This window comes from Streptosporangium sp. OZ121 (assembly GCF_051918885.1).
In the GTDB taxonomy this organism is placed as follows: Bacteria; Actinomycetota; Actinomycetes; order Streptosporangiales; family Streptosporangiaceae; genus Streptosporangium.
Window position 1 is genome coordinate 95,972 of record NZ_JBPXMC010000011.1, and the last position, 26,145, is coordinate 122,116.

29 protein-coding genes, 1 tRNA gene and 2 pseudogenes are annotated in these 26,145 nt (G+C 66.7%); 16 read left to right on the forward strand and 16 right to left on the reverse strand.

Annotated features, from left to right (window positions below):
• Nucleotides 1-88: 88 nt before the first annotated feature.
• Both ACTOQ1_RS21045 and ACTOQ1_RS21050 read left to right on the forward strand, forming a co-directional pair.
• Entirely contained in the window at nucleotides 89-613 is a 525-nt protein-coding gene (locus ACTOQ1_RS21045) for an N-acetyltransferase family protein (protein ID WP_440069521.1), read from the forward strand.
• A gap of 301 nt (nucleotides 614-914) precedes the next feature.
• The gene (locus ACTOQ1_RS21050; RefSeq protein WP_440069523.1) at nucleotides 915-1,046 is read left to right on the forward strand and encodes a hypothetical protein; all 132 of its coding nucleotides are present in this window, start codon (nucleotides 915-917) and stop codon (nucleotides 1,044-1,046) included.
• 301 nt (nucleotides 1,047-1,347) lie between these two features.
• Here ACTOQ1_RS21050 and ACTOQ1_RS21055 read toward each other — a convergent pair whose 3' ends face one another.
• Nucleotides 1,348-1,962 carry a TetR/AcrR family transcriptional regulator gene (locus ACTOQ1_RS21055; RefSeq protein ID WP_440069524.1) on the reverse strand — a complete coding sequence of 205 codons (615 nt, stop codon included), beginning with the start codon at nucleotides 1,960-1,962 and terminating at the stop codon, nucleotides 1,348-1,350.
• A 99-nt stretch (nucleotides 1,963-2,061) separates the two neighbouring features.
• Here ACTOQ1_RS21055 and ACTOQ1_RS21060 point away from each other — a divergent pair, with 99 nt between their 5' ends.
• The gene (locus tag ACTOQ1_RS21060; protein WP_440069526.1) at nucleotides 2,062-2,472 is read left to right on the forward strand and encodes a nuclear transport factor 2 family protein; all 411 of its coding nucleotides are present in this window, start codon (nucleotides 2,062-2,064) and stop codon (nucleotides 2,470-2,472) included.
• 174 nt (nucleotides 2,473-2,646) lie between these two features.
• On the opposite strand, the gene ACTOQ1_RS21065 is transcribed toward ACTOQ1_RS21060, so the two are convergent.
• From ACTOQ1_RS21065 to ACTOQ1_RS21075, 3 genes and pseudogenes are all read right to left on the reverse strand, one after another.
• Nucleotides 2,647-2,910 carry a hypothetical protein gene (locus tag ACTOQ1_RS21065; RefSeq protein WP_440069788.1) on the reverse strand — a complete coding sequence of 88 codons (264 nt, stop codon included), beginning with the start codon at nucleotides 2,908-2,910 and terminating at the stop codon, nucleotides 2,647-2,649.
• A gap of 34 nt (nucleotides 2,911-2,944) precedes the next feature.
• Nucleotides 2,945-3,247: pseudogene (locus tag ACTOQ1_RS21070) on the reverse strand (RDD family protein); the annotation flags it as partial.
• 72 nt (nucleotides 3,248-3,319) lie between these two features.
• Entirely contained in the window at nucleotides 3,320-4,060 is a 741-nt protein-coding gene (locus ACTOQ1_RS21075; RefSeq protein WP_440069528.1) for a TetR/AcrR family transcriptional regulator, read from the reverse strand.
• Between the two features lie 88 nt (nucleotides 4,061-4,148).
• On the opposite strand from ACTOQ1_RS21075, the gene ACTOQ1_RS21080 reads away from it, so the two are divergent.
• The 4 genes and pseudogenes from ACTOQ1_RS21080 (at nucleotide 4,149) to katG (ending at nucleotide 8,222) form a co-directional block, all read left to right on the forward strand.
• A complete protein-coding gene (locus tag ACTOQ1_RS21080; RefSeq protein WP_440069529.1) occupies nucleotides 4,149-5,012 on the forward strand; it encodes an NmrA family NAD(P)-binding protein in 864 nt (287 codons plus the stop codon).
• A gap of 255 nt (nucleotides 5,013-5,267) precedes the next feature.
• Nucleotides 5,268-5,411 (forward strand): annotated as a pseudogene (locus tag ACTOQ1_RS21085) (site-specific integrase); the annotation flags it as partial.
• A gap of 93 nt (nucleotides 5,412-5,504) precedes the next feature.
• Nucleotides 5,505-5,936 carry a Fur family transcriptional regulator gene (locus ACTOQ1_RS21090; protein WP_440069530.1) on the forward strand — a complete coding sequence of 144 codons (432 nt, stop codon included), beginning with the start codon at nucleotides 5,505-5,507 and terminating at the stop codon, nucleotides 5,934-5,936.
• Nucleotides 5,937-5,951: 15 nt separating this feature from the next.
• On the forward strand, nucleotides 5,952-8,222 hold the full coding sequence (katG, locus tag ACTOQ1_RS21095; RefSeq protein WP_440069532.1) for a catalase/peroxidase HPI: 2,271 nt from the start codon (nucleotides 5,952-5,954) through the stop codon (nucleotides 8,220-8,222).
• A gap of 84 nt (nucleotides 8,223-8,306) precedes the next feature.
• Here katG and ACTOQ1_RS21100 read toward each other — a convergent pair whose 3' ends face one another.
• From ACTOQ1_RS21100 to ACTOQ1_RS21110, 3 genes are all read right to left on the reverse strand, one after another.
• Nucleotides 8,307-8,474: a transposase gene (locus ACTOQ1_RS21100; RefSeq protein WP_440069533.1), complete on the reverse strand. Its 168-nt coding sequence runs from the start codon at nucleotides 8,472-8,474 to the stop codon at nucleotides 8,307-8,309.
• A gap of 136 nt (nucleotides 8,475-8,610) precedes the next feature.
• The gene (locus tag ACTOQ1_RS21105; RefSeq protein WP_440069535.1) at nucleotides 8,611-8,967 is read right to left on the reverse strand and encodes a hypothetical protein; all 357 of its coding nucleotides are present in this window, start codon (nucleotides 8,965-8,967) and stop codon (nucleotides 8,611-8,613) included.
• Nucleotides 8,968-9,406: 439 nt separating this feature from the next.
• The gene (locus ACTOQ1_RS21110) at nucleotides 9,407-10,003 is read right to left on the reverse strand and encodes an RDD family protein (RefSeq protein WP_440069536.1); all 597 of its coding nucleotides are present in this window, start codon (nucleotides 10,001-10,003) and stop codon (nucleotides 9,407-9,409) included.
• A 639-nt stretch (nucleotides 10,004-10,642) separates the two neighbouring features.
• On the opposite strand from ACTOQ1_RS21110, the gene ACTOQ1_RS21115 reads away from it, so the two are divergent.
• Both ACTOQ1_RS21115 and ACTOQ1_RS21120 read left to right on the forward strand, forming a co-directional pair.
• A complete protein-coding gene (locus ACTOQ1_RS21115; RefSeq protein ID WP_440069538.1) occupies nucleotides 10,643-11,182 on the forward strand; it encodes a CGNR zinc finger domain-containing protein in 540 nt (179 codons plus the stop codon).
• Entirely contained in the window at nucleotides 11,179-11,724 is a 546-nt protein-coding gene (locus tag ACTOQ1_RS21120) for a GNAT family N-acetyltransferase (RefSeq protein WP_440069540.1), read from the forward strand. The genes ACTOQ1_RS21115 and ACTOQ1_RS21120 overlap by 4 nt, the downstream gene beginning before the upstream one ends.
• Before the next feature lie 632 nt (nucleotides 11,725-12,356).
• Here ACTOQ1_RS21120 and ACTOQ1_RS21125 read toward each other — a convergent pair.
• Nucleotides 12,357-12,572, reverse strand: a complete 216-nt coding sequence (locus ACTOQ1_RS21125) for a transposase (protein ID WP_440069542.1) — start codon at nucleotides 12,570-12,572, stop codon at nucleotides 12,357-12,359.
• A 150-nt stretch (nucleotides 12,573-12,722) separates the two neighbouring features.
• On the opposite strand from ACTOQ1_RS21125, the gene ACTOQ1_RS21130 reads away from it, so the two are divergent.
• Entirely contained in the window at nucleotides 12,723-13,361 is a 639-nt protein-coding gene (locus ACTOQ1_RS21130; protein WP_440069544.1) for a hypothetical protein, read from the forward strand.
• Nucleotides 13,362-13,771: 410 nt separating this feature from the next.
• Here the strand turns inward: ACTOQ1_RS21130 and ACTOQ1_RS21135 are convergent, their stop codons facing one another.
• Nucleotides 13,772-14,146, reverse strand: coding sequence for a hypothetical protein (locus ACTOQ1_RS21135; RefSeq protein WP_440069546.1), 375 nt, complete (start codon nucleotides 14,144-14,146; stop codon nucleotides 13,772-13,774).
• Nucleotides 14,147-14,750: 604 nt separating this feature from the next.
• On the opposite strand from ACTOQ1_RS21135, the gene ACTOQ1_RS21140 reads away from it, so the two are divergent.
• Entirely contained in the window at nucleotides 14,751-15,341 is a 591-nt protein-coding gene (locus ACTOQ1_RS21140; protein ID WP_440069548.1) for a hypothetical protein, read from the forward strand.
• A gap of 268 nt (nucleotides 15,342-15,609) precedes the next feature.
• Here the strand turns inward: ACTOQ1_RS21140 and ACTOQ1_RS21145 are convergent, their stop codons facing one another.
• On the reverse strand, nucleotides 15,610-16,323 hold the full coding sequence (locus ACTOQ1_RS21145) for a creatininase family protein (protein ID WP_440069550.1): 714 nt from the start codon (nucleotides 16,321-16,323) through the stop codon (nucleotides 15,610-15,612).
• Nucleotides 16,320-17,654, reverse strand: a complete 1,335-nt coding sequence (locus tag ACTOQ1_RS21150; RefSeq protein ID WP_440069552.1) for a helix-turn-helix domain-containing protein — start codon at nucleotides 17,652-17,654, stop codon at nucleotides 16,320-16,322. The genes ACTOQ1_RS21145 and ACTOQ1_RS21150 overlap by 4 nt, the downstream gene beginning before the upstream one ends.
• Nucleotides 17,655-17,893: 239 nt before the next feature.
• Here ACTOQ1_RS21150 and ACTOQ1_RS21155 point away from each other — a divergent pair, with 239 nt between their 5' ends.
• Entirely contained in the window at nucleotides 17,894-18,244 is a 351-nt protein-coding gene (locus tag ACTOQ1_RS21155) for a hypothetical protein (RefSeq protein ID WP_440069553.1), read from the forward strand.
• Nucleotides 18,245-18,672: 428 nt separating this feature from the next.
• On the opposite strand, the gene ACTOQ1_RS21160 is transcribed toward ACTOQ1_RS21155, so the two are convergent.
• A tRNA-Ser gene (locus ACTOQ1_RS21160) sits at nucleotides 18,673-18,762 on the reverse strand.
• 272 nt (nucleotides 18,763-19,034) lie between these two features.
• Complete coding sequence (locus tag ACTOQ1_RS21165; RefSeq protein WP_440069555.1) at nucleotides 19,035-19,598, reverse strand: YceI family protein; 564 nt, start codon at nucleotides 19,596-19,598, stop codon at nucleotides 19,035-19,037.
• A gap of 104 nt (nucleotides 19,599-19,702) precedes the next feature.
• On the opposite strand from ACTOQ1_RS21165, the gene ACTOQ1_RS21170 reads away from it, so the two are divergent.
• Nucleotides 19,703-20,212: a MarR family winged helix-turn-helix transcriptional regulator gene (locus ACTOQ1_RS21170; RefSeq protein ID WP_440069556.1), complete on the forward strand. Its 510-nt coding sequence runs from the start codon at nucleotides 19,703-19,705 to the stop codon at nucleotides 20,210-20,212.
• Between the two features lie 210 nt (nucleotides 20,213-20,422).
• Here ACTOQ1_RS21170 and ACTOQ1_RS21175 read toward each other — a convergent pair whose 3' ends face one another.
• The gene (locus ACTOQ1_RS21175; RefSeq protein WP_440069558.1) at nucleotides 20,423-20,935 is read right to left on the reverse strand and encodes a SigE family RNA polymerase sigma factor; all 513 of its coding nucleotides are present in this window, start codon (nucleotides 20,933-20,935) and stop codon (nucleotides 20,423-20,425) included.
• Between the two features lie 296 nt (nucleotides 20,936-21,231).
• Here ACTOQ1_RS21175 and ACTOQ1_RS21180 point away from each other — a divergent pair, with 296 nt between their 5' ends.
• Together ACTOQ1_RS21180 and ACTOQ1_RS21185 are read left to right on the forward strand one after the other, a co-directional pair.
• Nucleotides 21,232-22,182 carry a hypothetical protein gene (locus ACTOQ1_RS21180; RefSeq protein ID WP_440069560.1) on the forward strand — a complete coding sequence of 317 codons (951 nt, stop codon included), beginning with the start codon at nucleotides 21,232-21,234 and terminating at the stop codon, nucleotides 22,180-22,182.
• A 5-nt stretch (nucleotides 22,183-22,187) separates the two neighbouring features.
• Nucleotides 22,188-23,033 (forward strand): MauE/DoxX family redox-associated membrane protein, encoded by an 846-nt coding sequence (locus ACTOQ1_RS21185; RefSeq protein WP_440069562.1) that lies wholly within the window; start codon nucleotides 22,188-22,190, stop codon nucleotides 23,031-23,033.
• A 119-nt stretch (nucleotides 23,034-23,152) separates the two neighbouring features.
• On the opposite strand, the gene ACTOQ1_RS21190 is transcribed toward ACTOQ1_RS21185, so the two are convergent.
• Together ACTOQ1_RS21190 and rplK are read right to left on the reverse strand one after the other, a co-directional pair.
• Complete coding sequence (locus tag ACTOQ1_RS21190; RefSeq protein WP_425581868.1) at nucleotides 23,153-24,325, reverse strand: AAA family ATPase; 1,173 nt, start codon at nucleotides 24,323-24,325, stop codon at nucleotides 23,153-23,155.
• A gap of 411 nt (nucleotides 24,326-24,736) precedes the next feature.
• On the reverse strand, nucleotides 24,737-25,162 hold the full coding sequence (rplK, locus tag ACTOQ1_RS21195; protein WP_440069564.1) for a 50S ribosomal protein L11: 426 nt from the start codon (nucleotides 25,160-25,162) through the stop codon (nucleotides 24,737-24,739).
• 54 nt (nucleotides 25,163-25,216) lie between these two features.
• Here rplK and ACTOQ1_RS21200 point away from each other — a divergent pair, with 54 nt between their 5' ends.
• Complete coding sequence (locus ACTOQ1_RS21200) at nucleotides 25,217-26,119, forward strand: MerR family transcriptional regulator (RefSeq protein WP_440069566.1); 903 nt, start codon at nucleotides 25,217-25,219, stop codon at nucleotides 26,117-26,119.
• Nucleotides 26,120-26,145 lie beyond the last annotated feature (26 nt).

Below are 26,145 nucleotides of genomic sequence, written 5' to 3' on the forward strand. Positions count from 1 at the left end.
ACGACGGCGCGCGCCCCGCCCCCGGGGCACGCGCCGTCCCGCGTACCGCGACGACCGGCTCGGCCGCTGCTTCCCCTAGTGTGATCCCGTGACCAGGAACTTCGCGATCTTCCAGGCTTCCGTCGACCATGGGGACGTGCTGGGCGAGATCCACGCGGAGTCCTGGAAGGCGGCCTACGCGGGCTTCTTCGCCCCGGAGTTCTGCGCCGAGGCTGTGAGACACCGGCGCGGGAAGTGGCACGACGTGCTCGCCAAGGGGCAGGACACCGTCCTGCTCGCCGCGCTGGACGGGCGTCCGCTGAACTTCTCCTACTTCGGTTCCTCCCCGACGCGGCCGGGAGCCGCCGAGATCTTCGGCTTCTACGGCCACCCGGACGGCTGGGGCACCGGCAGCGCGGGCGCCCTGATGACCGCGACCCTGCGCAGGCTGCGCGAGACCGGCTTCAGCCGGGTGCACCTGTGGACGCTACGCGATACGTCCCAGTCACGCCGTTTCTACGCCAAGAGCGGCTTCACCGAGTCGGGCGCGGTCCGCGGACACGACTTCGGTGACGGCAACCTGATCGACCAGGTCGAGTACGAGTTCGCCTTGACCGCGAGAAGGCGGGAATGACCCCGCGGTAACGAACCCGTTCTCCGCCGAGTCCGCCTCGGCACGCGCGTCGCTGGAGGAGGCCCGGCAAGGACACCGCGAGGTGCCGGAGGCCGGCGAGATGCCGAGCCGAACCCCCGGTCGACCAGGGCCACTCGCGGTTGTCCCGATCCCCGGTGGGCCGATGCCGAGCGACGAGGCGCCTGACCGTCGACCGCCTCCGACCCCGTACGGAAATCAGCCCGCCTCAGGTAATCATGAGACCGATCTCATGGCATAGCCTGCGAAGGCGGGCAAGTCCGACCGGAAAAGGGAGCGGCGCATGTATATGGGGACGACGGGCTGGCTCGCACTGGCGGTCTTCTGGCTGATCGTCGGCCTGATCCTGTTCTTCATCATCTATGGAGCCGTGAGGCTGGCTCTCAAGCATGACCGTCGAAGCCGAGGGCGCTGAAACGACGAAGAGCGGCACGGTTCGATCAGGAGGGGATGGACCAGGGCTCGACCGTCATGAGGGTGAGCACGCGGTGAGCGAGTTCCGAGTTCCCTGAATTCCCACCACCCGGGATGGGAACGCGGGGCTTCCTCGGTCCACGCCAGAGGATCTTGCTCGAAACGGGGTCGAACGGGGCTGGATCGCAACCGGAACCGCGATCAGAGAGCATTGAGGACGAGGGTCGTGTGACCTCACCTGGCGTGCGGTGGCGGCCGGTCGCTGGGAGTGACCACCGTCGGCGGAACCCCGGTGAGCGAAGTCATTCGTCGATGGGCTGCGGACCGGCCGTCTTGTACAGGCGCCGGACGCTCTCCCGCAGTGCTCCGCCGGCCTGCGCGGAGGTCATCCGGCCGGCGGCCACCTCGTCCCCGGCCGCATGTCCCAGGGCCATCGTGGCCGCCAGCAGCCAGGTCGGCGAGAGAGCGGGGTCGAACTCCCCGGTGTCCTGGCCGCGTCGGATCAGCCTCTGCAGCCGGTCGATGATCGGAACGTGCCTCTCGTAGGACTTCCGCGGGTCGGCCGTCGCCACCGACGGGTCCAGCAGTAACGGATATCGCTCCAAGAGGTGCCAGCTGGTGTCCAGCCATCGCAGGAGAGCCGCGGTCGCCGGGCCGGCGTCGAGGTCGGCGGCGTCGATCGCGGCGATCACGTCATCCGTGATCTGGTCGACCACCGCGCTCAGCAGCGCTTGCCGCGAGGGGTAGTGGGCGTAGACCGTTTGGCGGGCCACCCCCGCCGCGGCCGCGATCTCTTCCACGCTCGCGTCGGGCCGCTGTCCCAGCACCCTTACCGCCGCCCCGAGCACGGCGACGGCGCTGCGGTCGGCGTCGGAACGGCGACGACGCCTGGGCCTGTCGCTGTTTATCTCAGACACGATTGTCAAGGATAACTTATGGCGATAGCTTGGACATGACTGTCAGAGATAAACGAGGGGCGCGCTCGCATCGCGCCGACCACACTTCCGGAGGTACGCATGGCCGGCACGCACATGACGCCCGCGACTGATCTGGCCGGATACCTGACCCGCTACCCCCACGAGATCACCTTCGGCGACGAGGAGCCGGAAACGGTCATGGACCGGTATCACACATCCGACTACGAGCTCGTCAACGACGGGATTCTCCTTGACCGGAGGCGACTGCTCGACCACATCCGCCCCGCCCGCAAGCGGGCGGCCGCCGTCCAGGTGGAGGTGGACGAGGCGATCGTCGATGGCGACCGGGTCGCCGCGCGTTACCGGCTGATCGCGTCAATGCGCAAGGGGAACGTCATCACCACCGAGATCTACATGTTCGGCCGACTCGCCGATGACGGACGGCTGCGCCGAGTCACCCAACTGACCCGCACGAGCCCGGCCACGGAGGACCACGCCGTTCGGGGGTGACCTGCATGAGCGAGCCACAGCCGAGAGGACGACCCGGAAGCGCGAGTCGCCCTGGGACGACGGCGACGGGAAGATCCGGCCCCAACCGTCCACGAACCCGGCTCATGCTCCTGGCGGTCATCCCGGAGCCGGAGTGTCCCCGCCAAAGGCCGCGTCTCCCGTCGACGTGGTGGGCTACTTCGGTATCACCAGGGAGACGAACAACACGAGAGCGGTGAGGAGGGTGAGGGTGATGCCCAGGCTGAACAGGAAACCGTTTCTCCTGGAAGCTCTCCCGCTGGGGTCGCCAAGGTCGACCACGACGGTTTCGGCGATCACGTCGTGCAGGCATTGACGCTTCGGTCCGACGAATATCCACAGCGCGTCGATCAGATTGATCAGCGCCCCGGAATACGGCGTCGACACAAGCAGGATAGACAAGGGCACGAATTCCCGCATGGCGGATGCCCGGTGTTTCTCCGGTTGTGCTGGACACCACCTTCAAGCGGTAAATCCGCTTGCCGAGCGTCTGGCCCCACAGCGCGTGTTGCAGCCAGAAATAGATGGCGAACAGGACGGTGACCGCGACTTCGATCGGCCAGCCGGGATTCCCCGCGTACGGATTGAGATAACCGACGAAGGCCGTTTCTTCGGATACCTCGAAATCTTCCACGAGCAGGGGATAGATCGGCGAGATCGCTATGTGAAAGATCAGGCCGTCGACAAGGAGAGCTGCGAAACGGTAACGCCTCGCGGCGAGAGTTCGTGTCGCCGGATATCGGGAGGCGGTCCTCATGCCAGTCAGCGTGCCGGACAGAAAACACCTCTCGCGGATGCGGTCAACCTCGGACGGCACCTGATCGCGGTCTCAGCCGGGGCCGGCCGCGGCATCAGGAGTGGTCGAGCCGTCGCCGACTCGATCCAGCCACTCCGACAGCAGGGCGCGCTCGGCACCGGTGAGCATCGTCAGCTTCGGGGTGACGGTCCGGAACGCGACAGCGGCCGCGGTCGCGCTGTCCGTGGGAAGCATCGGCGCGTCGGTGAGAATCGATCGCGTCACCGCCTCGTACATCGCGTCGGCAAGGTCGAGGTCCCGGTGTTCGGGCGGGGTGGCGAGCAGGGTGAGCACGACGCCGGTGCCTGCGGCGTGGATGAGTTCGACGGCGTGCCTTTCCGGGACCCGAAGCCGGCCTGTCGCCGCGACGCGCCGCACCCGGCCGCGCAGAATTTCCAGCCCGGCGGCCGCCGCCGGTGAACGCGCCCCGCGTCCGGGGTCGGTGAGGAGACCGAACAACGCCGCGTTGGCGAGACCGAAGCCGATATGCGTGTCCCACCCCGCCCGCAGGTCCGCAACCGGGTCGCCGCTTTCCTTGGCGAAGGACTTCTCCGCGACGTAGGTGGCGAAGACGTGTTCGGCAACGGCGTCGAGCAGCGCGTCCTTGTCCTCGAAGAACCTGTAGATGGTCGGCGCCTGCATACCGGCCGCCTGCGCGACCGCGCGGGTGGTGACCGCGCTCGCGCCCTGCTCACGCAGGAGCCGCGCCGCGCACTCCATGATATTCGCCCGCGTCTTGTGCCTGCCGGCGCCGTCCGGCCTAGCCTCCGCCATACATCCGATGGTAACGCATTCTTGTTATCACTGTTGCTAACACTGATAGCATAAATATCATTACATCGTTAGCAGGAGAGGGTGAATCATGATCATCATTACCGGCGGTACCGGCCGGCTCGGCTCCCAGATCGTTGATCGGCTGCTCGACCGGGTCTCGGCGGACCGGGTCGGCGTGAGCGTCCGCGACAGTGACCGCGCCGGCGACCTGGCCGCACGCGGGGTACGCGTGCGACGCGGCGACTTCACCGACCCCGGCTCCCTCGCCGACGCGTTCGAGGGCGCGACGCAGGTGCTCATCGTCTCGACCAACCAGACGGGCGAGGCAGCGGTCGCCCAGCACACCGCGGCGATCGACGCCGCTCGCGATGCCGGCGCCAAGCGCATCCTCTACACCAGCCACCAGGGCGCCGCCGAGGATTCGGTCTTCGCGCCGATGCCCGACCACGCCCTCACCGAGCGCTACCTGTCGAAGACGGGCACACCGTTCACAGCACTGAGGAACGGGTTCTACGCCGACACCGTCCGGCACCTACTCGGCCGGGCGCTCGAAACCGGCGAACTCGTCGCACCGGCCGACGGACCCGTCTCCTGGACCGCGCACGCCGACCTCGCCGAGGCGGCCGCGATCATCCTCGCCGACGAGGGCCGGTTCGATGGTCCGACCCCGCCACTGACCGCACCGGACGCGCTCGACCTCGCGGACATCGCAGGCATCGTCACCGAACTCACCGGGCGCACCATCCGCCGCGTCGTCGCCGACGACGCGGCGTGGACGGCCACGATGATCGGCCACGGTGTGCCCGCGGACCAGGCGAACATGCTGCTCGGCATGTTCCACGCCACGCGCCGTGGGGAGTTCTCCACCACCGGACCGGAGCTCGAGAACCTCCTCCGGCGCCCGGCCACGCCGGTCCGTTCGACATTGGAGGAACTCACCGCCCAACCGTGAACTCTCCTCCGCGATGTGGCCGCCCCGCGAGGCTGCCACATCGCGCTCATCCCGGCATGAGCGAACGTGGCGGCTCCCTCCTGGACCTACGATCATGGACGACAAGGAGCCCGGTGCGGGACCGCGGAAAGCGGCGTGACTCCTGATCCAGGCATTCGCGGACATGGACCTGGAGGAGACCGCGGTGGCGCGGCGGGACAACCGTGAGGGTCGGGCCGATCACCCGGAAGCCGATCACCCGGAATCGGTGCTCCCCTGAATGGGGCGGGACTCGACCGGCCGGGGCCCCACGACCTGCGCCATGCCCGCGCCTCGTTCCCGCTCACCTCCGGTGCCTCGCCTCAGGTCGTGACGGAGGCGCCGGGTCACAGCCGGATCGAGCTGATCATGAACACGTACACGCATGTGCTCCAGGACATCAAAGGGGACCTACCAAGACTTGAATCAGTCAATATCTTAAATTGTTCATGTTCATGGGGGTATGTTGGAGTCATGACCGCATCCCAGCCCCCGACCACCGCCGAGGAGCTGCGAGGTGCCGGCCTACGGGTGACGGCGGCCCGTGTCGCGCTGCTCGAAACCGTCCGAACCGGTGACCATCTCGATGTCGAGGCGCTCACCTCGGGAGTGCGTGACCGTATCGGCCAGGTCTCCCTGCAAGCCGTGTACGAAGGCCTCCACGCGCTCACCACCGCGGGGCTCGTCCGCCGTATAGAACCGCCGGGCAGTCCCGCCCTGTTCGAAGGGCGGGTCGGCGACAATCACCACCACATCGTGTGCCGATCGTGCGGTGTCGTCGCCGACGTCGACTGTGCGATCGGTGAGGCGCCCTGCCTGACCGCGTCCAACGATCACGGCTTCGTGATCGACGAGGCCGAGATCATTTACTGGGGCGTGTGCCTCAACTGTTCCACCGCCAGCTGATCCGGAAGGATTTCCATGACCGAGAACCACGACGCGATCGTCAACGACACGAAGAGCGGGGGTGAGGCAGGCGGCTGTCCGATCGCGCACGACTCCGTGACCGCGCGTGGCAGCGAGAGCGAGAACCCGGCCATCGACTCGCCGACTCCGAAGACCGGCGGTCGTCCGCACACGAACCGGGACTGGTGGCCCAACCAGCTCGACCTCTCGCCATTGCGCGCGCACTCCTCCAGGAGCAACCCGCTGGCCGGGGACTTCAGCTACGCCAAGGAGCTCGAGCAGCTCGACGTCGAGGCACTCAAGCAGGACATCACCGAGGTGCTCACCACCTCGCAGGACTGGTGGCCGGCCGACTTCGGCCACTACGGCGGCCTGATGATCCGGATGAGCTGGCACGCCGCGGGCACCTACCGCATCCACGACGGTCGCGGCGGAGCCGGCGACGGCTCCCAGCGTTTCGCCCCGCTCAACAGCTGGCCCGACAACGCCAACCTCGACAAGGCCCGCCGGCTGCTGTGGCCGGTCAAGCAGAAGTACGGCCAGAAGATCTCGTGGGCCGACCTGCTCGTGCTCGCCGGCAACGTCGCCCTGGAGTCCATGGGGTTCAAGACCTTCGGCTTCGGTTTCGGCCGCGAGGACATCTGGGAGCCGGAGGAGATCTTCTGGGGTCCGGAGGACGCCTGGCTCGGCGACACGCGTTACGTCACCGAAAACGAGATGTCACCGAACGTCGGCGCGACCGAGATGGGTCTCATCTACGTCAACCCGGAGGGTCCCCGCGGCAACGCGGACCCGGCCGCGGCGGCGCACTTCATCCGCGAGACCTTCGGGCGAATGGCGATGAACGACGAGGAGACCGTCGCTCTCATCGCCGGCGGCCACACGTTCGGCAAGACCCACGGCGCCGGGATCGCGGACGACCACGTGGGGCCGGAGCCCGAGGGCGCGCCGCTGGAGTCGCAGGGGCTGGGCTGGCTGAGCACCTACGGCAGCGGCAAGGGCAAGGACACGATCACCAGCGGTCTCGAGGTGACGTGGACCGACGTGCCGACACAGTGGAGCAACCGTTTCTTCGAGATCCTCTTCGGCTACGAGTGGGAGCTCACCACGAGCCCCGGTGGCGCGAAGCAGTGGGTCGCGAAGGACGCCGAGGCGATCATCCCCGACGCCCACGACCCGTCGAAGAAGCACAGGCCGACGATGCTCACGACCGACCTGTCGCTGCGCGTCGACCCGGCGTACGAGAAGATCTCCCGCCGCTTCCTGGAGCACCCCGACGAGTTCGCGCTGGCCTTCGCCAAGGCCTGGTACAAGCTGCTGCACCGCGACATGGGTCCGGTCAGCCGCTTCCTCGGACCGTGGGTCGCCGAGCCCCAGCTGTGGCAGGACCCGGTGCCGGCCGTCGACCACGAACTGGTGGGTGACGGCGACATCGCCTCCCTGAAGGCCAAGGTCCTGGAGTCCGGCCTCACGACCGCCCAGCTGGTCTCCACCGCCTGGGCCTCCGCCGCGAGTTTCCGGTCCACCGACAAGCGCGGCGGCGCCAACGGCGCCAGGCTCCGTCTGGAGCCGCAGCGGAGCTGGGAGGTCAACCAGCCCGAGCAGCTCGCGACGGTCCTGGACACCCTCGAGGGCATCCAGCGTGAGTTCAACGAGGCCGGCGGCGCGAAGATCTCGCTTGCCGACCTGATCGTGCTGGCCGGCTCGGCCGCCGTCGAGAAGGCGGCACGCGAGGCCGGCGTGACGGTGACGGTACCGTTCCGCCCGGGCCGCACCGACGCCACCCAGGAGCAGACCGACGTCGAGTCCTTCCGGGTCCTCGAGCCCCGCGCCGACGGGTTCCGCAACTACCTGTCCTCCGGCGAGAAGACCCCGCCGGAGGTGCTGCTCGTCGACCGTGCCTACATGCTCAACCTGACCCCGCCCCAGATGACCGTCCTCGTCGGCGGCCTGCGCTCTCTCGGAGCCAACGTCGGCGGTACCCGGCACGGCGTCCTCACCGACCGGCCCGGCGTGCTCACCAACGACTTCTTCGCCAACCTGCTCTCCCCGGGCACCCGGTGGAAGGCGTCGGAGTCCGAGGAGCACGTGTACGAGATCCGCGACGTGAACACCGATGAGGTGAAGTGGACCGCCACCGCGGTCGACCTCGTCTTCGGCTCCAACTCCCAGCTGCGAGCCCTCGCGGAGGTCTACGCCAGCCAGGACGCCTCCGAGAGGTTCGTGACCGACTTCGTCGCGGCCTGGACGAAGGTCATGGAACTCGACCGGTTCGACCTCGCCTGATCCGTTCCCACCTGACGAGCCCGGTCGAGCCACCACGCTCGACCGGGCTCGTCCGCTGTCGGACCCGGCAAGGCCACGCGCGGGTCACGGGAGATGCGCGGCGAGCCGGTCCATGCGCATCCGGTCGTTCAGCGTGCAAGGGTTGATTCCCAGGTCCCGAGCGACCTGCGCGACGGGCTTGCCGGTCTCCTTGACGATGCGCACCGCGCCCGCCCGAAACTTCGGATCAAACCGGCGCCCCTTGCTTGCCACGACCCGGCCTTCTCTCAGGGCCGGCCTCAACGCCATGGGGGAAACCCAAAGGGAAGGCCAGTCCTGAGCGGCGCTGGACGGGTGTGGACGTGAGCCGTCGTGTGCCTCTGTTGCAGTACGCGCCCGCTGAGAACCCTCACTGCCCGAAGGAGAACCGGAGCTGGGCATTGATCAGGAAGTTCAGCCGGTGACGCAGGGCGTCGATCACAGCCTGTTCCGGAGCCTCCCCAGGTGTCGACAACGTCCAGCGCAGTGAGCAACTGCTCTCAGCCGGCCGGATGTCGAACCGGATCTCATCATTAGGCCTTTCCGGCCACAACGACGACCAGATCACGAGTTCCGGCTCCACCGCCCGAAGGATGCGTGGCTCGACCTCATCGGGGCGCAGGTCCAGCCATTGCCGTCCACCACGCCGCCGAGGGTCGGCCAAGCTCTCCCACACGACGTGAGGGGGCGGCGGCTGCGTACGCTCTCGCGACCCTAACTCGATCATCTCCGTAGTTTACGAATCAGCTGTCACACGGTTACTGCTCACCAGTTCGGAAGATCTCGGCACGCGACCCTGTGAGCTGCGGCACTGGTCAGAGGCGGTCTTCCCCTGTCCGTGAGTCCCCGTGATTCCCCCTTGTTCCCCTGCTTACCGGAACACGGAGGGCACGGCCTGAGAACCCCGTGGGACGCACACCTCGTCCGCTGGATCTCCCCGTCGCCGTCGTCCCGCCCTCCGGGAAGCGGGCCGGGGCCAGGGCGCCAAGGTGGAGCGCCCCACGGACGAACGACCTTGGCGCCCTGGCCCCGGTCTGCTCGGCTCGTCCTGGGATGAAGGCGACAGGAGGATCCGGCACCCGGCCACCTACGAACCCGGCTCTTGCTCCTGACGATCATCCCGGAGCTGCCCTGCCGGAGGTTGCGTCTTCTGTCGACATAGTCGACTACAAGGCCACCAGCACGGAGATGAGCACGAGGGCGGCGAAGAGGGCGATGACGATGCCCAGGCCGAACAGGAAGCCGGATCCTCCGAGCCCTTTCCTGTTATGGCCGCTAAGGTCGACCACTACGGTTTTGGCAATCACGTCATGTAGGCATCGACGCTTCGGGTCGCCGAATATCCACAACATATCGACCAGGTTGAGCAGAATCCCAAAATACGGCACTGACATCATAATAGGGTAAACAAGAGCGCGGATTCCCGCATGACGGAGGCTCGGCGGTTCTCCGGTTGCGCTGGACACCACCTTCAAGCGGCAGAGTCGCTTACCAAGCGTCTGACCCCATAGCGCGTGCTGTACCCAGAAGTAGGTGGCGAGAAGGACGGTGATCGCGACTTCGATCGGCCAGTTGGGATTTCCCGCGTAGGGGTTGAGATAACTGACGAGGATCGATTCTTCAGGCACCTCGACATCTTCAAGCAGCAGGTAGACCGGTGAGACTGCTATGAAACAGATCAGGCCGTCGATAAGGGAAGCCGCGAAACGGTGACGTCTCGCGGCGAGAGTTTCTGGCCTCAGGATTTGGGGGGCGGTTGTCATGCAAGTCAGTGTGCCGGATGATCTTGACGCGTGAAACCAGGGTGGCGGGAGATCTGAGGGCGGCCCGGCGCCGGGGTCGGCGAGTGGGCTGGGTACGCGGGTGCGCTGGGTTGGGTACGGCAGGTGCGCGGGTTGGTGGACGGCCCGGGTCTCCGCCGGTTGGGACCGGCCCCCAGGCCGCATGCCAGGGCCGTAGGGCTGAAGCGGTAACGGAAGCGCAGACGTCGGTGACGATCGGGTGCAGGGTCCGCGCGGAGGCATCGCTCCTCCCTCGGTCGTACCGATAGGCGGGCGGCACAGCTCGATCAAGAAGGGACAGACCAAGGCTGACCCGTGCCCAGATTCGTCGCTCTTCGCCTCGATCGCGCTCCCGCGCGTAGAGCAGGTTGGCCTGCCGGGCTCACCGGTCTTCCCGAACAGGGTTGCGTAGAGCTGAATTGCAACCAGGCTCTGACAATTCCATGTGCCGAAGCCGCGCGGCAGCAGGCTGGTCACGGTCGCGCCGGAGCTGCCGCCGTGCCTTCTGAGTGGGCGCCGAGATTCCTGCGGATATTGGGATGCTGACGGATAGATGGAAATGCTACCGTCAGTCTCATGCCTGGTCCGGAGTTCCCGATTCTCGGGACGGAACCTCTCGCGGTGGAGCTGGCCAACACGCTCTACGGCAGCGGGGACGAACAGATCGACTTCCTGCGGACTGTTCAATGGATCAACGAGTGGTTCGCATTGGTTTCCGTGGAGCACGGGGTGACGGCTCCAGCCGCGATGGGACGTGACGCCGAGCGCGTCCGGATGCTGCGCGACTGTGTGCACTCCCTGCTTTCCGCGGCCATCGACGAGCGAACGCCCGACGCGGTGTCCGTCGAACGGGTCAACGGCTTCGCGGCGGCGGCGCCGACACGTCTGCGGCTGGATTGGGCCGGTACCGGGGGACCGGTTTCGCGGTGGCGCGACACCACCACAGGCAGTACCGCGGTGCTCGGCCGGATCGCCACCTGCTGCATCGAGTTGCTGACCGGGCCTGAGGCGGGAAAAGTACGGCGATGCCAAGGCCCCGGCTGCTCGCTGATCTTCGTAAAGAGCCACCCGCGTCGCCGCTGGTGCCATCCCTCGTGTGGCCACAGGGATCGGCAGGCCCGGTACTACCGTCGGCACCTCACCCCCGGAGCGTCCCAATGATCACATGGCGTCGGCTCAAGAAGCAGGATTTCCCGCTGCTGAGGGAGTGGCTGGAGCAGCCGCATGTGGCCCGCTGGTGGAATCACGAAACCTCGGCGGAGGCGGTGGCACGCGACTTCGGCCCCGCCGTCAAGGGAGAGGAGCCGTCCGAGGATCTGCTCGTCTTCCTCGACGGCCGGCCGCTCGGCCTGGTCCAGCGGATGATGCTGGCCGACTACCCCGAGTACGTGGCCGAGTTGACGCCCATCGTCGCCGTTCCCGAGGGCGCGATGAGCATCGACTATCTGATCGGCGATCCGCAACAGGTCGGTCGCGGCCTCGGGCCGAGAATGATCCGCGACATCATCCAGCGAACCTGGGTGGAGGTCCCGACCGCCACCTGCGTTCTGGTTCCCGTGTCAGCGGCCAACCGCGCGTCCTGGAGAGCACTGGAGAAGGCCGGGCTAGGCCGAGTCGCGGAAGGCGACCTGGAGCCGGACAACCCGATCGACGACCGCGCCCACTACGTGTACCGAATCGACCGGTCGACGCGGCCGGACTAGAACCACAACCGGGCCGTCCCTCCGACATGGGATCCGCAGGTCCCCCAAATGGTCTCCGAGGGCGTCCAGACCGATTCGCCGCGCGGATCGCACACGAGCAGCACCCTGTTCACATCCATCCGACTCGGTGCCAGGCCATACGGCCCTTCGGCTCCCACCTTGGCTCCCAGGGAAACGGAGTGCCGACGGGGCCAAAGCGGAGCTGAACATCCGGGTCGTTCGGGAGGTCCTGGGCCACACGAGGGTGACCACGACCGAGCGTCATGCACATGTGTCCACACCGCTCATGCGCGACGCCGGCGAGCGCCTGGCCTCGGCACTCTGGGGAGAGTCCTGAGCCCTCGTTGCAACTAGGACTGCAACCATGACGCTCTTAGAGATCAAAAAGGCCCTCTCCCCGTATCCCGGGAGAGGGCCTCTGATCTGCGGAGGCTCGGGGATTTGAACCCCGGATGGGCGGTAAACCCAAACCGCATTAGCAGCTCGGGTCTTGGTCGTCCTGATCGGTTCAACCTGGACCAACAGGCGCAGCCGGTCCGTTTTGAACGGGGCTGCACGGCGGTGAACTGCAACCCAAACTGCAACCCGCGCAGGGTTCGAGCTGCGCGCCGCGCATACCTCCGCCTGCCTGATCATCCCGTCTGCCTCGACCCACTACGAAGCAGCAGCGGGCTGGCGGCGGAGGGGCAAGCCCGTCTTCGGGTGCCGTTCACCGGCGGATGTTCCTCCAGGTCGAAGTTCTGGGCCACCTGGCCGACCGAGCGGTCGCCCCGTTGGCACAACTCGACGATCTCAGCTGTGAACTCCGGTGTGAACGAGCGGCGAGGACGACGCTTCTTCGTCCCCATGCTCTCTATGATGGACATCCTTCCGGGGATGAACCCCTGATCTCAGATGTCCATCAAACCGAGTCAAGCCCAGCTTGATGAACTCAGCGCGCACGCACTACGGCATGACTGTGAGTTGACTCCCGACTAGGCGACCATCATGATCACTTCGTGTCCGACATACCTAGCATCGAGAGCAGCATCACAGCCAGAAGTTCTTTACTACACGCAACGATAACCGTATCCGGCATCCTGGCTGCGTGCGCGGCCACAGCGGCAGTTGTTAACGCGAGGTTCCTGCTGTTCTTCTGGGGTTACATCGACGAGATCACGTACTTTAGTTCCCTTATCCTGATCACTCCTGCGCTCCTGCGCATCCTCCGCCCCCCTGCGCGTTGGCAGCGATGTGTTCTCGCGTCAGGAGCACTTTGGCCGGTAGCCGCCCTCGTCTGTCTACAGCTCTATGGCTCGGTTGTCTATATCGACTCCTGGTCGCCGAGAGCGATGGTCTCTGACAGCATGGGCGTCTGGTTCGTCGTCATCGGCGGCATGACCTGGCGTCATTCTAAGATCGCCGCATTAGCCATCCTGATGACCGGCTCCTGGCTCCTTCTGAGCATCCTTCTCTACACGGGCACCGTATGGGGCGACGCTGGCCCATCGGATGCTCTCATCACAGTTCTCACCGGACTCAACGAGATCAGCCTGCTTGCGTTCGTCTTCTGGGCTGCCTGGATCGCCTATCGCCTGCTGATCCACGGCAGACGTGATCCGGCGGCCCGGGCCAAGATCGCTTCTGCTCGGCCATGAAGGCGGCCAACCCTGCGGTTGACCTGGAGGTATACAGCTCGGGTGACCGTCAGTCCCCGTAATTCCCCTACTGTTCCCCGGCCTTACTGGCACGCGAATAGAGTGGCCCTATTCTCGGCGACCGCTTCCTTATCAGGACCATCCCGGCCGTGATCAGAGGCTCCTGACCCGCCCTCGGATGGTGATGGACGGGTGTGATCGTGAGCTGTTGTGAGGGGCTGTTGCAGTACTCGTTGCAGTAGAGAGCCTCGAACGTCGCGCATCTCGAATCATGATCCTGCGGATTAAAAGATCGACCCCGGGCTATTCCAGGCGGTTCAATGCAGGTCAGGGGGCCTGTGCGGTCCATCCTGAACGGTTCTGAACGCTCCTGTATTGCAACCCGAAGTGCAACGGTACCCGGCGGCACCCTACGGCGAGAACCACCCCCAGCGCTTGGGAACCACGACTATGTAACCGTCCGGAAGCTCGGCCTTATTGAGCTCGTCGGCAAGCTCTGAGCCTTGATCGCCGACCTCGCTCCAATAAGAGTGAAAGTGCTTCTTGTCCATCGTGGTGATCTCGATTCTCCGCTCAGCCTCGATGATCTTGGCGGCCGAGACCTTGCCCGAACGGAGCTGGTTGAGCACGGTGGACATGTCTGTCCGCTGAGAATCGTCACGATTAAGCAAGAACAGGCCGCCGATGAGCACCAAGCTTGCAGTGATGGAGCACACGATGAACGTCTTGAACCGCGAAGCTTTCTTCTGGTACTGGTGGGGTGGCGCGGACTGCTTCTCGATCATGCCTACAGCATGTCAGTCCAGGCGCTGCGCTTGAAGGTCTTGGGTTCATTTCCATAATAGACACAGCCGACATGAGAGCAAGTTCAGTTGTAGCGGCACATCACCAGTTTGGAAGATTTCGGTACACGGCTCCTCGAACTGCTGCGATGCAGGTGAGAGAGGTCTTCCCCAATCCGTGAGTCCCCGTGATTCCCCTCTGTTCCCCGGCCGTACTGGCACGCGAGTGGCACGGCCTGAGAACCCCGTGCGGACGCACACACCCCGCCCGCCGGATCTTCCCGTCTGCCTCGTCCCACCCCGGAGGGGCAACAGCTCGGGGACGGAGGATCAAGGCCGTCTTCGCGTGTACGTCGGCCGGTAGGCGTTCCTCGGCCATGGGACGCCAACGGTCACAGACGGCCTTGATCCGGAGGAGTCGAGATGTTGGGCTTGCCTGGGACGTGGCAGACGGGAAGATCCGGCTTCCACCTCAACCACCTACGGTCTTCGTGGCACAACGTCGATCATCCCGGAGCCGAGTCCCCCGCCGGAGGGCAGGGGTTCACCCGCTTTTTTCAGGCCCTGAGATGGCTCATTCGGAGGGTTGTGACCTACGGTGATCGTCGTGGGCGAGTATGAGTATGACTGGTTCGAATGTGACGAAGAGCTGGACGAGGCTCAACACGCCTTTGTCATTGCGTTACGGGCACGTGCACTGACATGGGCGGCAGATCCGGTCGACAGTCGCTTAGTGCCACCCGAGCGCGACTATCCATTCGTCGCGTGCCTTAATATCGATGCACCTCAGGAGAACTTTGCCCTTCTGACTGTTGGCGTGCATCTGGACGGCCATCATCTTCGTGGCGACAGACTCCACAATCAGGACTTCACTTTGCCTGAGGTACCTACCAGCCTGGCGATGGAAGCATCGGGTTCTCCCGAAGAGCTGGCAGAGCAGGCGGCAGGCTGGTTTGAGGCCATCATCAGACGTCCCGTTGTGCGCTACGAATGGTTACACGCTGGGCAGGTCTACGCGTCTCGCTACCTTTTCCCCGACACCAGGGAGGGGTTATCGCAAATGTATAACCGCGAGCTCGCGCCGCCTGGTCAGCAGGATCGCCTGCTGGCCGCCGGACATTTCACCGGCCGGGGCTGGATCGACACCCGAGGGCTCGGAGAGCCAGACCGCGTCACTCACGTCCGGGGGGCGTCATGACCCCTCCCAGCGAGCCTTGGCACGCAAACAGGGGCGCTTGACCTATGTGTGGCGGCGCGTCGCTGAGGTCGGCGAGTGGGTTGGGTACGGCGGGTGCGCGGGTCGGTGGACGGCCCGGGGCGCCGCCGGCCGGGACCGGCGCCCACGCCGCACGCCCGGTCGGCGGGCGGCAGAGGGCCGGGTACGGCGGCGCGGCGCGCCGCCGCTTGATACCCCATGAGAACAATTCGGCAGTGACTCAGATCGTGATCGGCTGGTGTGCTGTTGCTCAGGACTTCGTGAAAATGTCGAGCACGTCGCTGAAGCCGGTGGTGAGGCTGTCGAGGAGAGCTTTGCCTTTTTCGGCAGTGGCCAGGGATGGGCGGCCGATGACCCCGCTGTCCGTGTAAGCCTGCATGCCCTTGGTCAGGAGATGGCGGCGGTCGTCGGCGATCCAGTCGGCGGAGTGGTAGCCGGGGCGGATCACCTCGGGACAGGCGTGCAGCAGGAGGGAGGTTTCCAGCTCTCCGGCGTGCATGTCCTCATGCATAGAGCTGGTGAGGTGAGCGGCGGCTCGGGCCTCATTCCAGCCCTCGCGTGAAGGAAACAGCGCCATACGGCGGCCTTCGGCGTTGGCCTCCTGGACGACGTTGCTCAGCACGTAGTTGCCGCCGTGGCCGTTGACGACGACCAGGGCGGTGGGGCCGGAGCGGGTGACGGAGGCGTAGACGTCAGTGATGATCGCGTGCAGGGTCCGCGCGGAGATGCTGACGGTTCCCGGCCAGGCGCTGTGCTCGTGTGAGCAGGAGATCGTCACGGGCGGGAGCAGCAGGACGGGGTGAGCGTCGGCGATCCGGCGGGCTATCAAGGTAGCCACGATGGTGTCGGTGCTGAGGGGCAGGTGGTCACCGTGCTGTTCGAAGCTGCCGACGGGGAGGATCGCGACCTGGGCGTTGCGGTCTCGTTCCTGGGTGCTGGTCGCGGTGGGCAGCAAGGTGGTCACCGGTCTCCTTGTGGCTGGGGTGCTGGCAGGGAGAAGCACTCCGAGAGGATGTCGAGCCTGGTAAGCAAGTCTGCCACGGAGCGGTCTGCCGTCCATCGGGCCAGGTGAGCGCGTAGTGCTGTGAGCTGAGCGGTGACGCGACTGGAGCGAAGGGCCTGCATGCGGGAGAGGGCGTCTTCGGTCACCGCGCAGGCGTGCTCTCGTTCACCCGCGATGGCGTAGGCGGTCGCCATACGCGTCAGGAACAGAACGTGATCGCGGGCTTGGCTGGATTCGGGCCACTGGGAGCGGCTGGCCTCGAATATCGGGATGGCCGCAGTGGCCTGGCCCAGCAGGACGCGGGTCGCGCCGATCTCCATGGCGATGTAGGCGGGAGTGCAGTACGGAGCACGGTCGCTCTCGCTCTGCGCCATCCCCGCAGTGGCTTCGACGAGGGCCATCTCCGAATCGCGGTCGGAGTCCGTTGCCTCTCCGAGGTGAGCGTTCGCTGTCGCACGGGTTCTGAGGATGACCGCTCTGAGTCGAGGTGTGAGGGCAGCGGAGTTGGCCAGGGCCGTGTTCGCCAGCCCAAGGCCGTGGCCGTGGTCGCCGGACTCGGTGGCGATGATGCTTTTGCGCATGAGGATGTAGGAGATGACGCGCTGGTCGCCCACCTCCATCGCGTAGTCCAGGGCCTTGTTGGTCCACATCGTGGCATGGAGGAAATCGCCCAGGTCCTGGTGGAGCCACCCGCAGAATTCCAGCAGTTCGCTGGCGAAGTTCAGGGCTTCGACGCGGTCGGCTCCTCGGGTCACCTGACAGAGCTGCCCTACTACGGGCACCTGGCCTTGAACAGCGCTGATCAAAAGGAGCGGTCCCATGATGGCCTCGGCTTGAATGTGGCCGGTGAGGACGTGCCGGAGTCCGGAGATGACGGAGTGGCTGGATGCGCTGGTCAGGCTAGTCAGGTATCGAGTCGGCAGGCCCGCTCTCGACGCCGGCTGATCGGACGGTGGTGAGGTCGGCGTGTACTGAGGTTGTGAGATGGCTGCGGGAAGGCCTCGCGGTGCCAGCCCGAGAGCCAGCCGGGCGGGGTCGGGCATGTCCAGGCCGTCGGCGATGCGCTCGATCACGTCGAATGAGGTGACCTGAACGGCTCCTTTCATGATCTCGCTGATCTTGCCCTGGCTGAGATTGACCGCGATGCCGATGCGGGTCTGGCTGAAGCCGGTGTGCTGACGGATCAGCCGGAAGAGCTGTCCGATATCGCGGTCGCGGAGAGCTGCCAGCGTTCCCGGGCGCCGCCATAACTCCGGCGGGATAACGACGGGTTCAGTCGCATCTGCGGGCATGTGCGCCTCCCCTCTTTCGCGACTCGGCTTCCGGATATCCAACGCTTGTCACCGAGGGTTATCCCGTCAAGGGATATCGGTTATTCAGCCGGAGTATTGCGGCTCAGGATGGGGCGCGTAAGGCCAGGTGGCGACCCTTGATCCATGAGTGAGCCGACGATGAGGGTCGTGGGGCCCGCCACGGTCGTGGTGAATCCACCGAAGTCGTGCCGCTGTCGAGTTCCGCTGGAGGCGGCGTGATGAGCGGAGATGAGATTCCGGCCATCAGCCGACAGAAAGCGATCACCCCGGTACGGGCGGCGCGGCGGCTGCGCGATGAGCTGGCCGCGTTGAACATCGCCTCGGATGTTCACGACGGGTACGGGCTGGCGCTGGTGTCGGTCTGGTTCGGACTGGTCGTATGGACCGACGGCCAGGTGTTCCGCTGGTGGGCCGGACAGGAGGCGGGACGGGCTCGCCTTCGGCGCTACGCCTTCTGCCCTGTGAGCGATCCGGTGACAGCCGCTCGCCGGGTCGCCAATCGTTGCGTCGAGCTTCGCGAGCGGGGGCCGGTTCCGGTTCCCGGCCTGAACGGGTGTGCTCCGCAGTGATCGAGCTGACGGGCTGCCTGAGTCCTCACGTCTCCACGCCGCAGCCTGGTCACACACGACTGGTCTGGCTGACCCCTGACAGAGGGACCGCACGCCTGCGGGTGATCAGCTGGACCTGCCGGTGCCGGGCCACCTTGTACGAGTTGTGCCAGGCCGGAGGACAGGGCTTCATCCGGCGCACACTCCAGCTGGAAGGCAGTCCGGAAGTACACGAGACCTATCGATGGCCGATCCGGCAGGCCAGCGATATATGGAGGGCGTTGCTCTCCGGGGAGGCCCGATAGGCGGATGCGGCGGCATGGTCGATCTTGCTCCTCCGTGTCGCCGCATCCCGGGTCGGCGCCCAACTGCAACTCGAACTGCAACCATGACGCCCCTAGAGATCAAAAAGGCCCTCTCCCAAGACTCGGGAGAGGGCCTCTGACCTGCGGAGGCTCGGGGATTTGAACCCCGGATGGGCGGTAAACCCAAACCGCATTAGCAGTGCGGCGCCATAGACCTGACTAGGCGAAGCCTCCTGGTTGCCGTTCGGCTCAGCACAGCGTACCGGCCATCAGGCAAGGCGGCAAAGCGGTTGACGATCGCGTCTCGGGCAAGAGTTGGGGGAGAGTTATCCACAAGTAGTGGATAACTCTCCCCGCCCCTGTGGACAAACTGAGGAGTCCGCAGCTGAACGCGGTGAAAATCCTGTGGATTCCCAGTTCGCGAGACGCTACATCTCAACAAGTGAACACCATTGAGGCCTCCCACCGCCTGTCGGGACGGGAGAGACCTCGGGTGGTCACGGAGATCAGGCGGCCGGGTTGGCCTCGCCCTCGATCTCAATCTTGATCTTCTTACCGACCAGGACGCCGCCGGTCTCCAGCGCCTGGTTCCAGGTCAGGCCGAACTCCTCGCGGTCGATCTCGGTCTTGATCGAGAAGCCCCAGACGTCCTGGCCCCACGGGTTGGTGCCGGCGCCGCCGTACTCGACGGTGAGCTCGACCTGCTTGGTGACGTCGCGGATGGTGAGGTCGCCGACGAGGGTGAACTCGTCACCGGAGTGGCCGAGGACGCGGGTGCTGCGGAAGGTCAGCTCCGGGAACTTGTCGACGGAGAGGAAGTCGTCGCTGCGCAGGTGGTTGTCACGGTCGGGAGCGCCGGTGGTGATGCTCGCCGCCTTGATCGAGAGCTGCGCGGAGGAGTCCAGGGGGTTCTCGGCGATGGTGACGGTGCCGGCGAACTCGTTGAACTGACCGCGAACCTTGCTCACCATCATGTGCTTGACGACGAAGCCGATCTGGGTGTGGGCGACGTCCAGAGCGTAGGTGCCCGGGGCGGGGATCTGAAGGTTCTCCCAGGTCCGAGTGGTCATTTTTCTGCTCCCGAAGAGATGCTTACTGAGTGGATGCTTGCGTCAACAGATTTCTACACGAGGAATATTCCTCTCGTCAACTACTGTCGGGTAGGGTGGGGAGCGTGAACCACTTCGACGACTCCCGGCTGACGGCGATGGGCCTTCTCGCCGAGGTCTACGCCGGCATCTCAGCGAAGACGCATGAGTCCTTCGTCGCCGCGAAGCTCTCAGAGATCGACTTCGAGACGTTGATCAGGCTGGCGCGCTCGCCACAGCGGCGGCTGCGCATGAGCGACCTGGCGGCGCAGACGGGGTTGTCCACGAGCGGGACGACCCGGGTCGTCGACCGGCTGGAGCGCGAGGGCCTGGTCACGAGACAGGCGTGCTCCAGCGACCGGCGGGCCTCCTACGCGGCCATCACCGAGGCCGGCGCCGACCGGCTCGGCGGCGTCCTCCCGCAACACCTGATCGACATCGACACCTGGTTCACCGGGCTTCTCCCTCCCGCGCAGCTCGACACCTTCCTCGACACCCTGCGGACCATTCGCGACGCCGTACGACCGTGCGCCACCGCGGGAGCGGAAGGCCTCCGGCCGGAAGCGGAGGAGACCACGCTCGTCTCGTCCGAGTGACGCGCCCATCCGATACGAAGTCCCGCGAGTTCCACACGGGTTCCGTGCGAGTCCCCCGCCGGGTGCGCGAGTCCTTACGAGACCCGTGGGCGACCGGCAGAGATTCCGTACGGGCGAACCGGCGGGGATTCCCGTACAAGGTGCGCCGGTGAAGGTTCACAGGACGAACCGGCGAGGAGACGGTGACGGGCGAGGGGCGTGCCGGCCGCCTCAGATCTGCGGTTCCAGATGCCGCGGTTCGGAGGTGAGGTCGCCCCGGAGCTTGGCCATCCCCCGGGAGACCGTGCTCTTGACCGTCCCGACGCTGATGCCCAGGGCCTTGGCGATCTCCGGCTCGGTCATGTCCTCGTAGTAGCGCAGGACGACGGCGGTCCGCATTCGGGTGGGCAATCGGTCGAGGGCCTGCTCGACGCGCTCGGGCAGGTGCTGGGCGCTCGCGACGACCGGCTCGGGGAGTTCGCTCGACGGATACTCCTCCAGCTTGCGCCGCCGCCACCAGGAGATGTTGATGTTGACCATCGCCCGGCGCACGTAGCCGTCCAGGGCGCTACGGTCCTGGATGCGGTCCCAGGCGAGGTAGGTCTTCACCAGCGCCGCCTGCAACAGGTCCTCGGCGTCGCTCGGGTGCCCGGTGAGCCGGTGGGCGGCACGCAGCAGCGCCGGGCCGCGAGCAACGACGTACTCGCGGAACTCCTCGTCGGTCCCGCCGGCCACCGCGATCACCAGCCTGTGCTCCAGGTGCGTATGGTGGCCAGAATCGCAGCCAGATCCCATACTGCGGCTGAACCGAAATCTATATTTCATCCCGTCAACGGTAAAGATCAGCTTCGATGGGCGATGGAGCCTACAAGAAGCCTTAGATAGCGGTTTGTCATCGGGCGGACACCAATGCGTTCTACCGGGGAGGGGAACTTTAGTACCCGGTTGGACACCTGCCGTGATTATTGGTGGAGCGGACAGCGGGATTCCGTGAAGCGTGTGACGCTGGCTGCGACACCTTGCAGAACTGGGGAGCGACGATGCCCTATCGCAGCGCCGATCGCCGCCGTACGCTGGCGGCCGCCGCGCTTGGCCGGACCGTTCAGGAACCGGGTCCCCTCCCCGCGGAAGGTGAGCTCTTCCAGGCGGTCAGCGGCACGATCCTCGATGTCAGCCCGCACCTGATCGTCATCGACACCCCGGACGGCGACGAGGAGCGGCTCGTCATCGCGCCGTGGGCGACCGCCTGGCGCGGGGAGGCCGTCAGCCCCGCCAACCTCTCCCCGGGGTCCAATGTGATCATCAAGGCGCTGCGGGCCGGCCGGGTCGCGGACCGGATCTGGGCGGACATCACCAGGATCACCGGAGTGATCCAGTCGATCGGTTCCGAGGGCAAGGACCACACCGTGGAGCTGTACTGCGGGCCGCACCGCGGGCGGCGCACGATCGTCATCCCCTACCGGTCCTCCGGGCGGCTGCGGGTCAGGCACCCGCAGTTCGAACCCGGTTACCTGTTCGACGCCATCGGGGTCCGTGAGGACGGCACGGCACTGGCGCGGCTGCCCGCGACCTCGCAGCCGCCCTACCGGTGGACGGCCGTGCCGCCACCGCCCCCGGGCTACGTCGGCGTGCAGTCGCGGATCTCGGGCACGGCCACCTGGTCGGACACCTTCGACTGCGGGGAGCAGGGGGTGGCCTACCCCATGCTGGAGCGGGCCGACACGGCGTGCGACGACACCGGGGTGTCCTGCGCAGGCCTGCCCTACCTGGCGCTGGGGTCGATGCTCAACGTGCGCAACGTGTGCGCCGGGCGCACCTCGGTCCTGCCGATCGTGGCGTGCGGCTGTCTGGCCGGCCGGTTCTGCGACCGGTGCCTGGAGTGTGGCACCTCGCCGCGTGGCCGGATCCTGGAACTGTCCCCGAGCTCCTTCGTGGAACTCGGCGGAGACCTGACCACCGGGTGCTTCAACGCCCGGCTTGGAATGGGGTGACACAGATGCTGACGACGATCGCCGCCGCGCAGTTGCCGGTCGTGTTCCTGCTGCTGGCCGCGGGTACGATCGCGAAGATCTGGACGGTCGCGCGCGAGGCCGAACCGGGCATGCTGAGCAGGCTGGGACCGGCCGTGCTGGTGCCCGAGCGCTGGCGCGCGCCCACGATGCTGGGCTGCGCGCTCGGAGAGCTGTTCCTGGTGAGCGGGCTGCTGCTGACCGGTCATCCGCTCTTCCGGTGGGGAATCTGCGGGTTCTTCGCCGTCTCCACCTACGTCCTGTGGGAACTGCGGCGCCGTCGCCCGGACGTGGGCTGTGGCTGCTTCGGCGAGGTGAGCGCGCTCCCGGTGGGACGGCGGTCGCTGGGGCGCACCATGGTGCTGACGGCCATGTCCCTGGGACTGGTCTGGACGCCCGAGATCCCCGGCTGGGTGGCGATGGCGGACCTGACGTGGGCGCACGCGCCGGCCACGCTAGCGGGGCTGCTGGTGCTCGCCGCGCTCTCGCCGGAGATCGAGGAGACGGTCGCCAGGCTCCGCTACCGGGCACCCTGCGAGCAGCGCCGCCTCGACCCGGCCTCCGCGCTCGGGCGCCTGCGGTCGAGCGCGGTCTGGCGCTCGCACGAGGGAGTGCTGTCGAGCAAGGATCCGGTCGACAGCTGGCGGGAGCTGTGCTGGCGGTTCTTCGTCTATCCGGGCAACAGCCACGCGGGCGACCCCGTCGACGTGGTCTTCGCGATCTATCTGAGCGGGCGGCACCCGGCGGTGCGGGTCGCCATGGTCGGCTCTGACGGGCAGCCGGTGAAGACCGAAACTCTGCCGGAATCTCTGCCGATATCGGCTGGACACTAGAGAACCCTAGATTTTCCTAGGGCAGCATGATTGAGCTCTATATGGCTCTCTAGCTTCCCCACTAGAGAGCCATATAGAGGGCTAGGGGCTCCCTCGCATTATATCGAACAAATGTTCAGTCAGACCGGTTGTGACCGCAGGAACTTTCCGAAGTGCGGGACGGTGAACGCGATCAGCCCGCGTTCCGCGCTGTAGATCAGGCCCTTCTTGATGAGGCTGTCGCGAGCCGGGGAGAGGCTCGACGGCTTGCGGCCGAGCCCCTCGGCCACCTCGGCGGTGGCGACGGGCTCGTCGCCGATGGCGGCCATGGCGTGCATGTAGTCGCGCTCGGCGGGGGTGGCCCGCTCGTAGCGGCTGCCGAAGAAGCCGACCGCGAGCTCCTCCTCGGCCTCCGGCGCGGAGACCCTGATGTCGTCGGCGGTGATCGGGCTGCGCAGCGCCAGGTCCCAGGCGACCTTGCCGTACGCCTGGACGAAGTAGGGGTAGCCGTCGGCGGCCACGTAGAGGGCGTCGAGGGCGTCCTGGGTGAACTCCACGCCCTCGCTCTCGGCCGGGGCGATGAGCGCCAGGTCGGCCGCCTCGCGGTCGAGACGATCGATCCTGGCGTAGCGGAAGAGCCGTTCGGAGTAGCTCTTGCTGGCCGACAGCACGCTGGGCAGATGCGGCAGCCCCGCGCCCACCACGATCAGCGGGCCACCGCTCTGGGAGAGCTCGTGGCAGGCCGCGCAGAGCGCCGAGACGTCGGGGGCCTGCACGTCCTGCATCTCGTCGATGAACAGCGCGATGCCGACACCCAGGTCGGTGGCGACCGCGGCGGCGTCGACGAACAGCTCGGTGAGGTCGATCTCCAGGTCTCCGGAGTCGGCGCGCCCCCGTCCCGCGGGCACGTCGATCGCGGGCGACCAGTGCGAGGTGCCCTTGGCCGCGGACGGGTCGCGCATCGCGAACGCCTTGAGCACGCCGAGGAACTCCTCGATGCGCTCGGGCGCCCGATGCCTCGGGGCCAGCTCCCTGACCGCCATGTGCAGGGCGGCGGCCACCGGGCGCCGGATCGACTGGTCGGGCCTGGCCTCGATCTTGCCGGTGCCCCACAGCCGTTGCATGGCCATCGACTTGAAGGTGTTGAGGAGAACGGTCTTGCCCACGCCGCGCAGCCCGGTGACCACCATGCTGCGCTCGGGGCGCCCTCGGGCCACCCGTTCCAGAACGATCTCGAACTGCTGTAGCTCGCGGTCGCGACCGGCGAGCTCTGGGGGGCGCTGTCCGGCACCGGGAGCGTAGGGATTGCGCACGGGGTCCACGCTCTCGGACTTTATGACGGGATATAGCGGCCGGCTTAGAATTCCGTAGAAAGTGCTACGGCGTGTCGCGCCGCGCTCCACCGGCGACCGGGGAAGCGGGGGGCGCGCCGTCGGCGGCACCGCGAGCATCGCCATGGCACACCCCTTCACCTGCGAGAACGTCAGCCCGAACCCGTGTTCGATCCCGTGCCCATGACTGTAGCGCGGGTTCGAACACAGGCGCGATACGTTTCGATGAAAAGCCTTCCCAAGGAATGTGGACCCCCGCGCCGAGCCGCCACGAACCAGACCGGGAGCCGCACCGGGCCGCACGAGGGACACAAGGGGACGTATATGGATGTATAGGGACGCGACAGGGATATAGAAGGACGCGGCAGGGCGCGCGGGCGACGTGCGGGTGGCTCAGTCCCGGACGGTGAGCCCCATCGAGCGCGCGGTGCCGGCGACGATCTTCTCCGCCTGGTCCAGGTCGGCGGTGTTGAGGTCGGGCAGCTTGGTCCTGGCGACCTCTCTCAGCTGCGCGCGGGTGATCACGCCCGCCGCCTGGTGTCCGGGGCGGGAGCCGCCCCGGTCCAGGCCGACGGCCCGGCGGATCAGCGAGGCCGTGGTGGGCATCTTGATCGCCAGCTCGAACGAGCGGTCCTCGAACACGGTGACGACGACGGGGACGACGAACCCCCGCCGGTCCTGGGTGGCCGCGTTGTACCGGCGGCAGAACTCCATGAGGTTCAGGCCCAGCGGGCCCAGGTCCTTGCCCACGGTGGCGGGACCGGCCTCACCGGCCTGGAGCTGCAGTTTCGCGATCCGGCTGACCTTCTTCTTCGACATGCCCGCCAAGCTAAAGTCTCCCGTAACTGGAAACTCAACGGAATAATCGAGGCCATGAGCTACACGATCGGACAGCTCGCCAAGCTCTCCGGGCTGCCGGTGAAGACGATCCGCTTCTACTCCGACATCGGGGTGCTCCCCGAGCGCGGCCGCACCCGGAGCGGTTACCGCCTCTACGGCGACGAGGACCGCGGGCGGCTGGAGCTCGTCAGGACGCTGCGCGAGATCGGCGTCGACCTGGCGACCATCAGGTCACTCGGCGACCGCGACCTGGGCGAGGTGCTCTCCCTGCACCTGCGTACGGTGGAGACGCAGATCAGGGCGCTGCAGCGGACCCGGGCGGTGCTCAGGGCCACCCTGGAGCGGGACGAGCCCGCCGACGAGGACCTGCGCCGGCTCAACGCCCTCGGGCGGCTCGGCGCGGCGGAGACGGCGGCGCTGGTGAACGAGTTCGTCGACGAGGTCGCCGGCGAGAACGCCGCCAGGCAGGAGTGGCTCGGCGGCCTGCGCGAGGCCATGGTGCCCGACCTGCCCGACGAGCCGGGCATCGAGCAGCTCGACGCCTGGCTGGAGCTGACCGAGCTGCTCGCCGACGACGGCTTCCGCGCCTCACTGCGCGAGATGAGCGGCGACTTCTGGGAGAACGCCTCCGAGATCGACGTGGCGGCCTGGCACGAGGCCAACACCCTGGTCACGAAGACGGCGCTGGCCGCGGCGCGGGACGGGGTGGCCCCGGACTCGCAGGCCGCCGCGCCCGTCGTGGCCGAGCTCGTCGCGGTCCTGGCCGGAGCGCAGAGGCGCGCCCCGGAGTCGGTCGTACGGGACTACGCGGAGCACGACCCGCGCGCCGGGCGATACTGGGAGCTGGTGGCCGTGGTCAACGGCACGCCCTGGCCACCGGAATCCGTGATCGCCCACGAGTGGATCGCCGCGGCGGCCGCCTCTCACCTCGGATAGCCGGTCACCTACAATGGCTTTTTGTC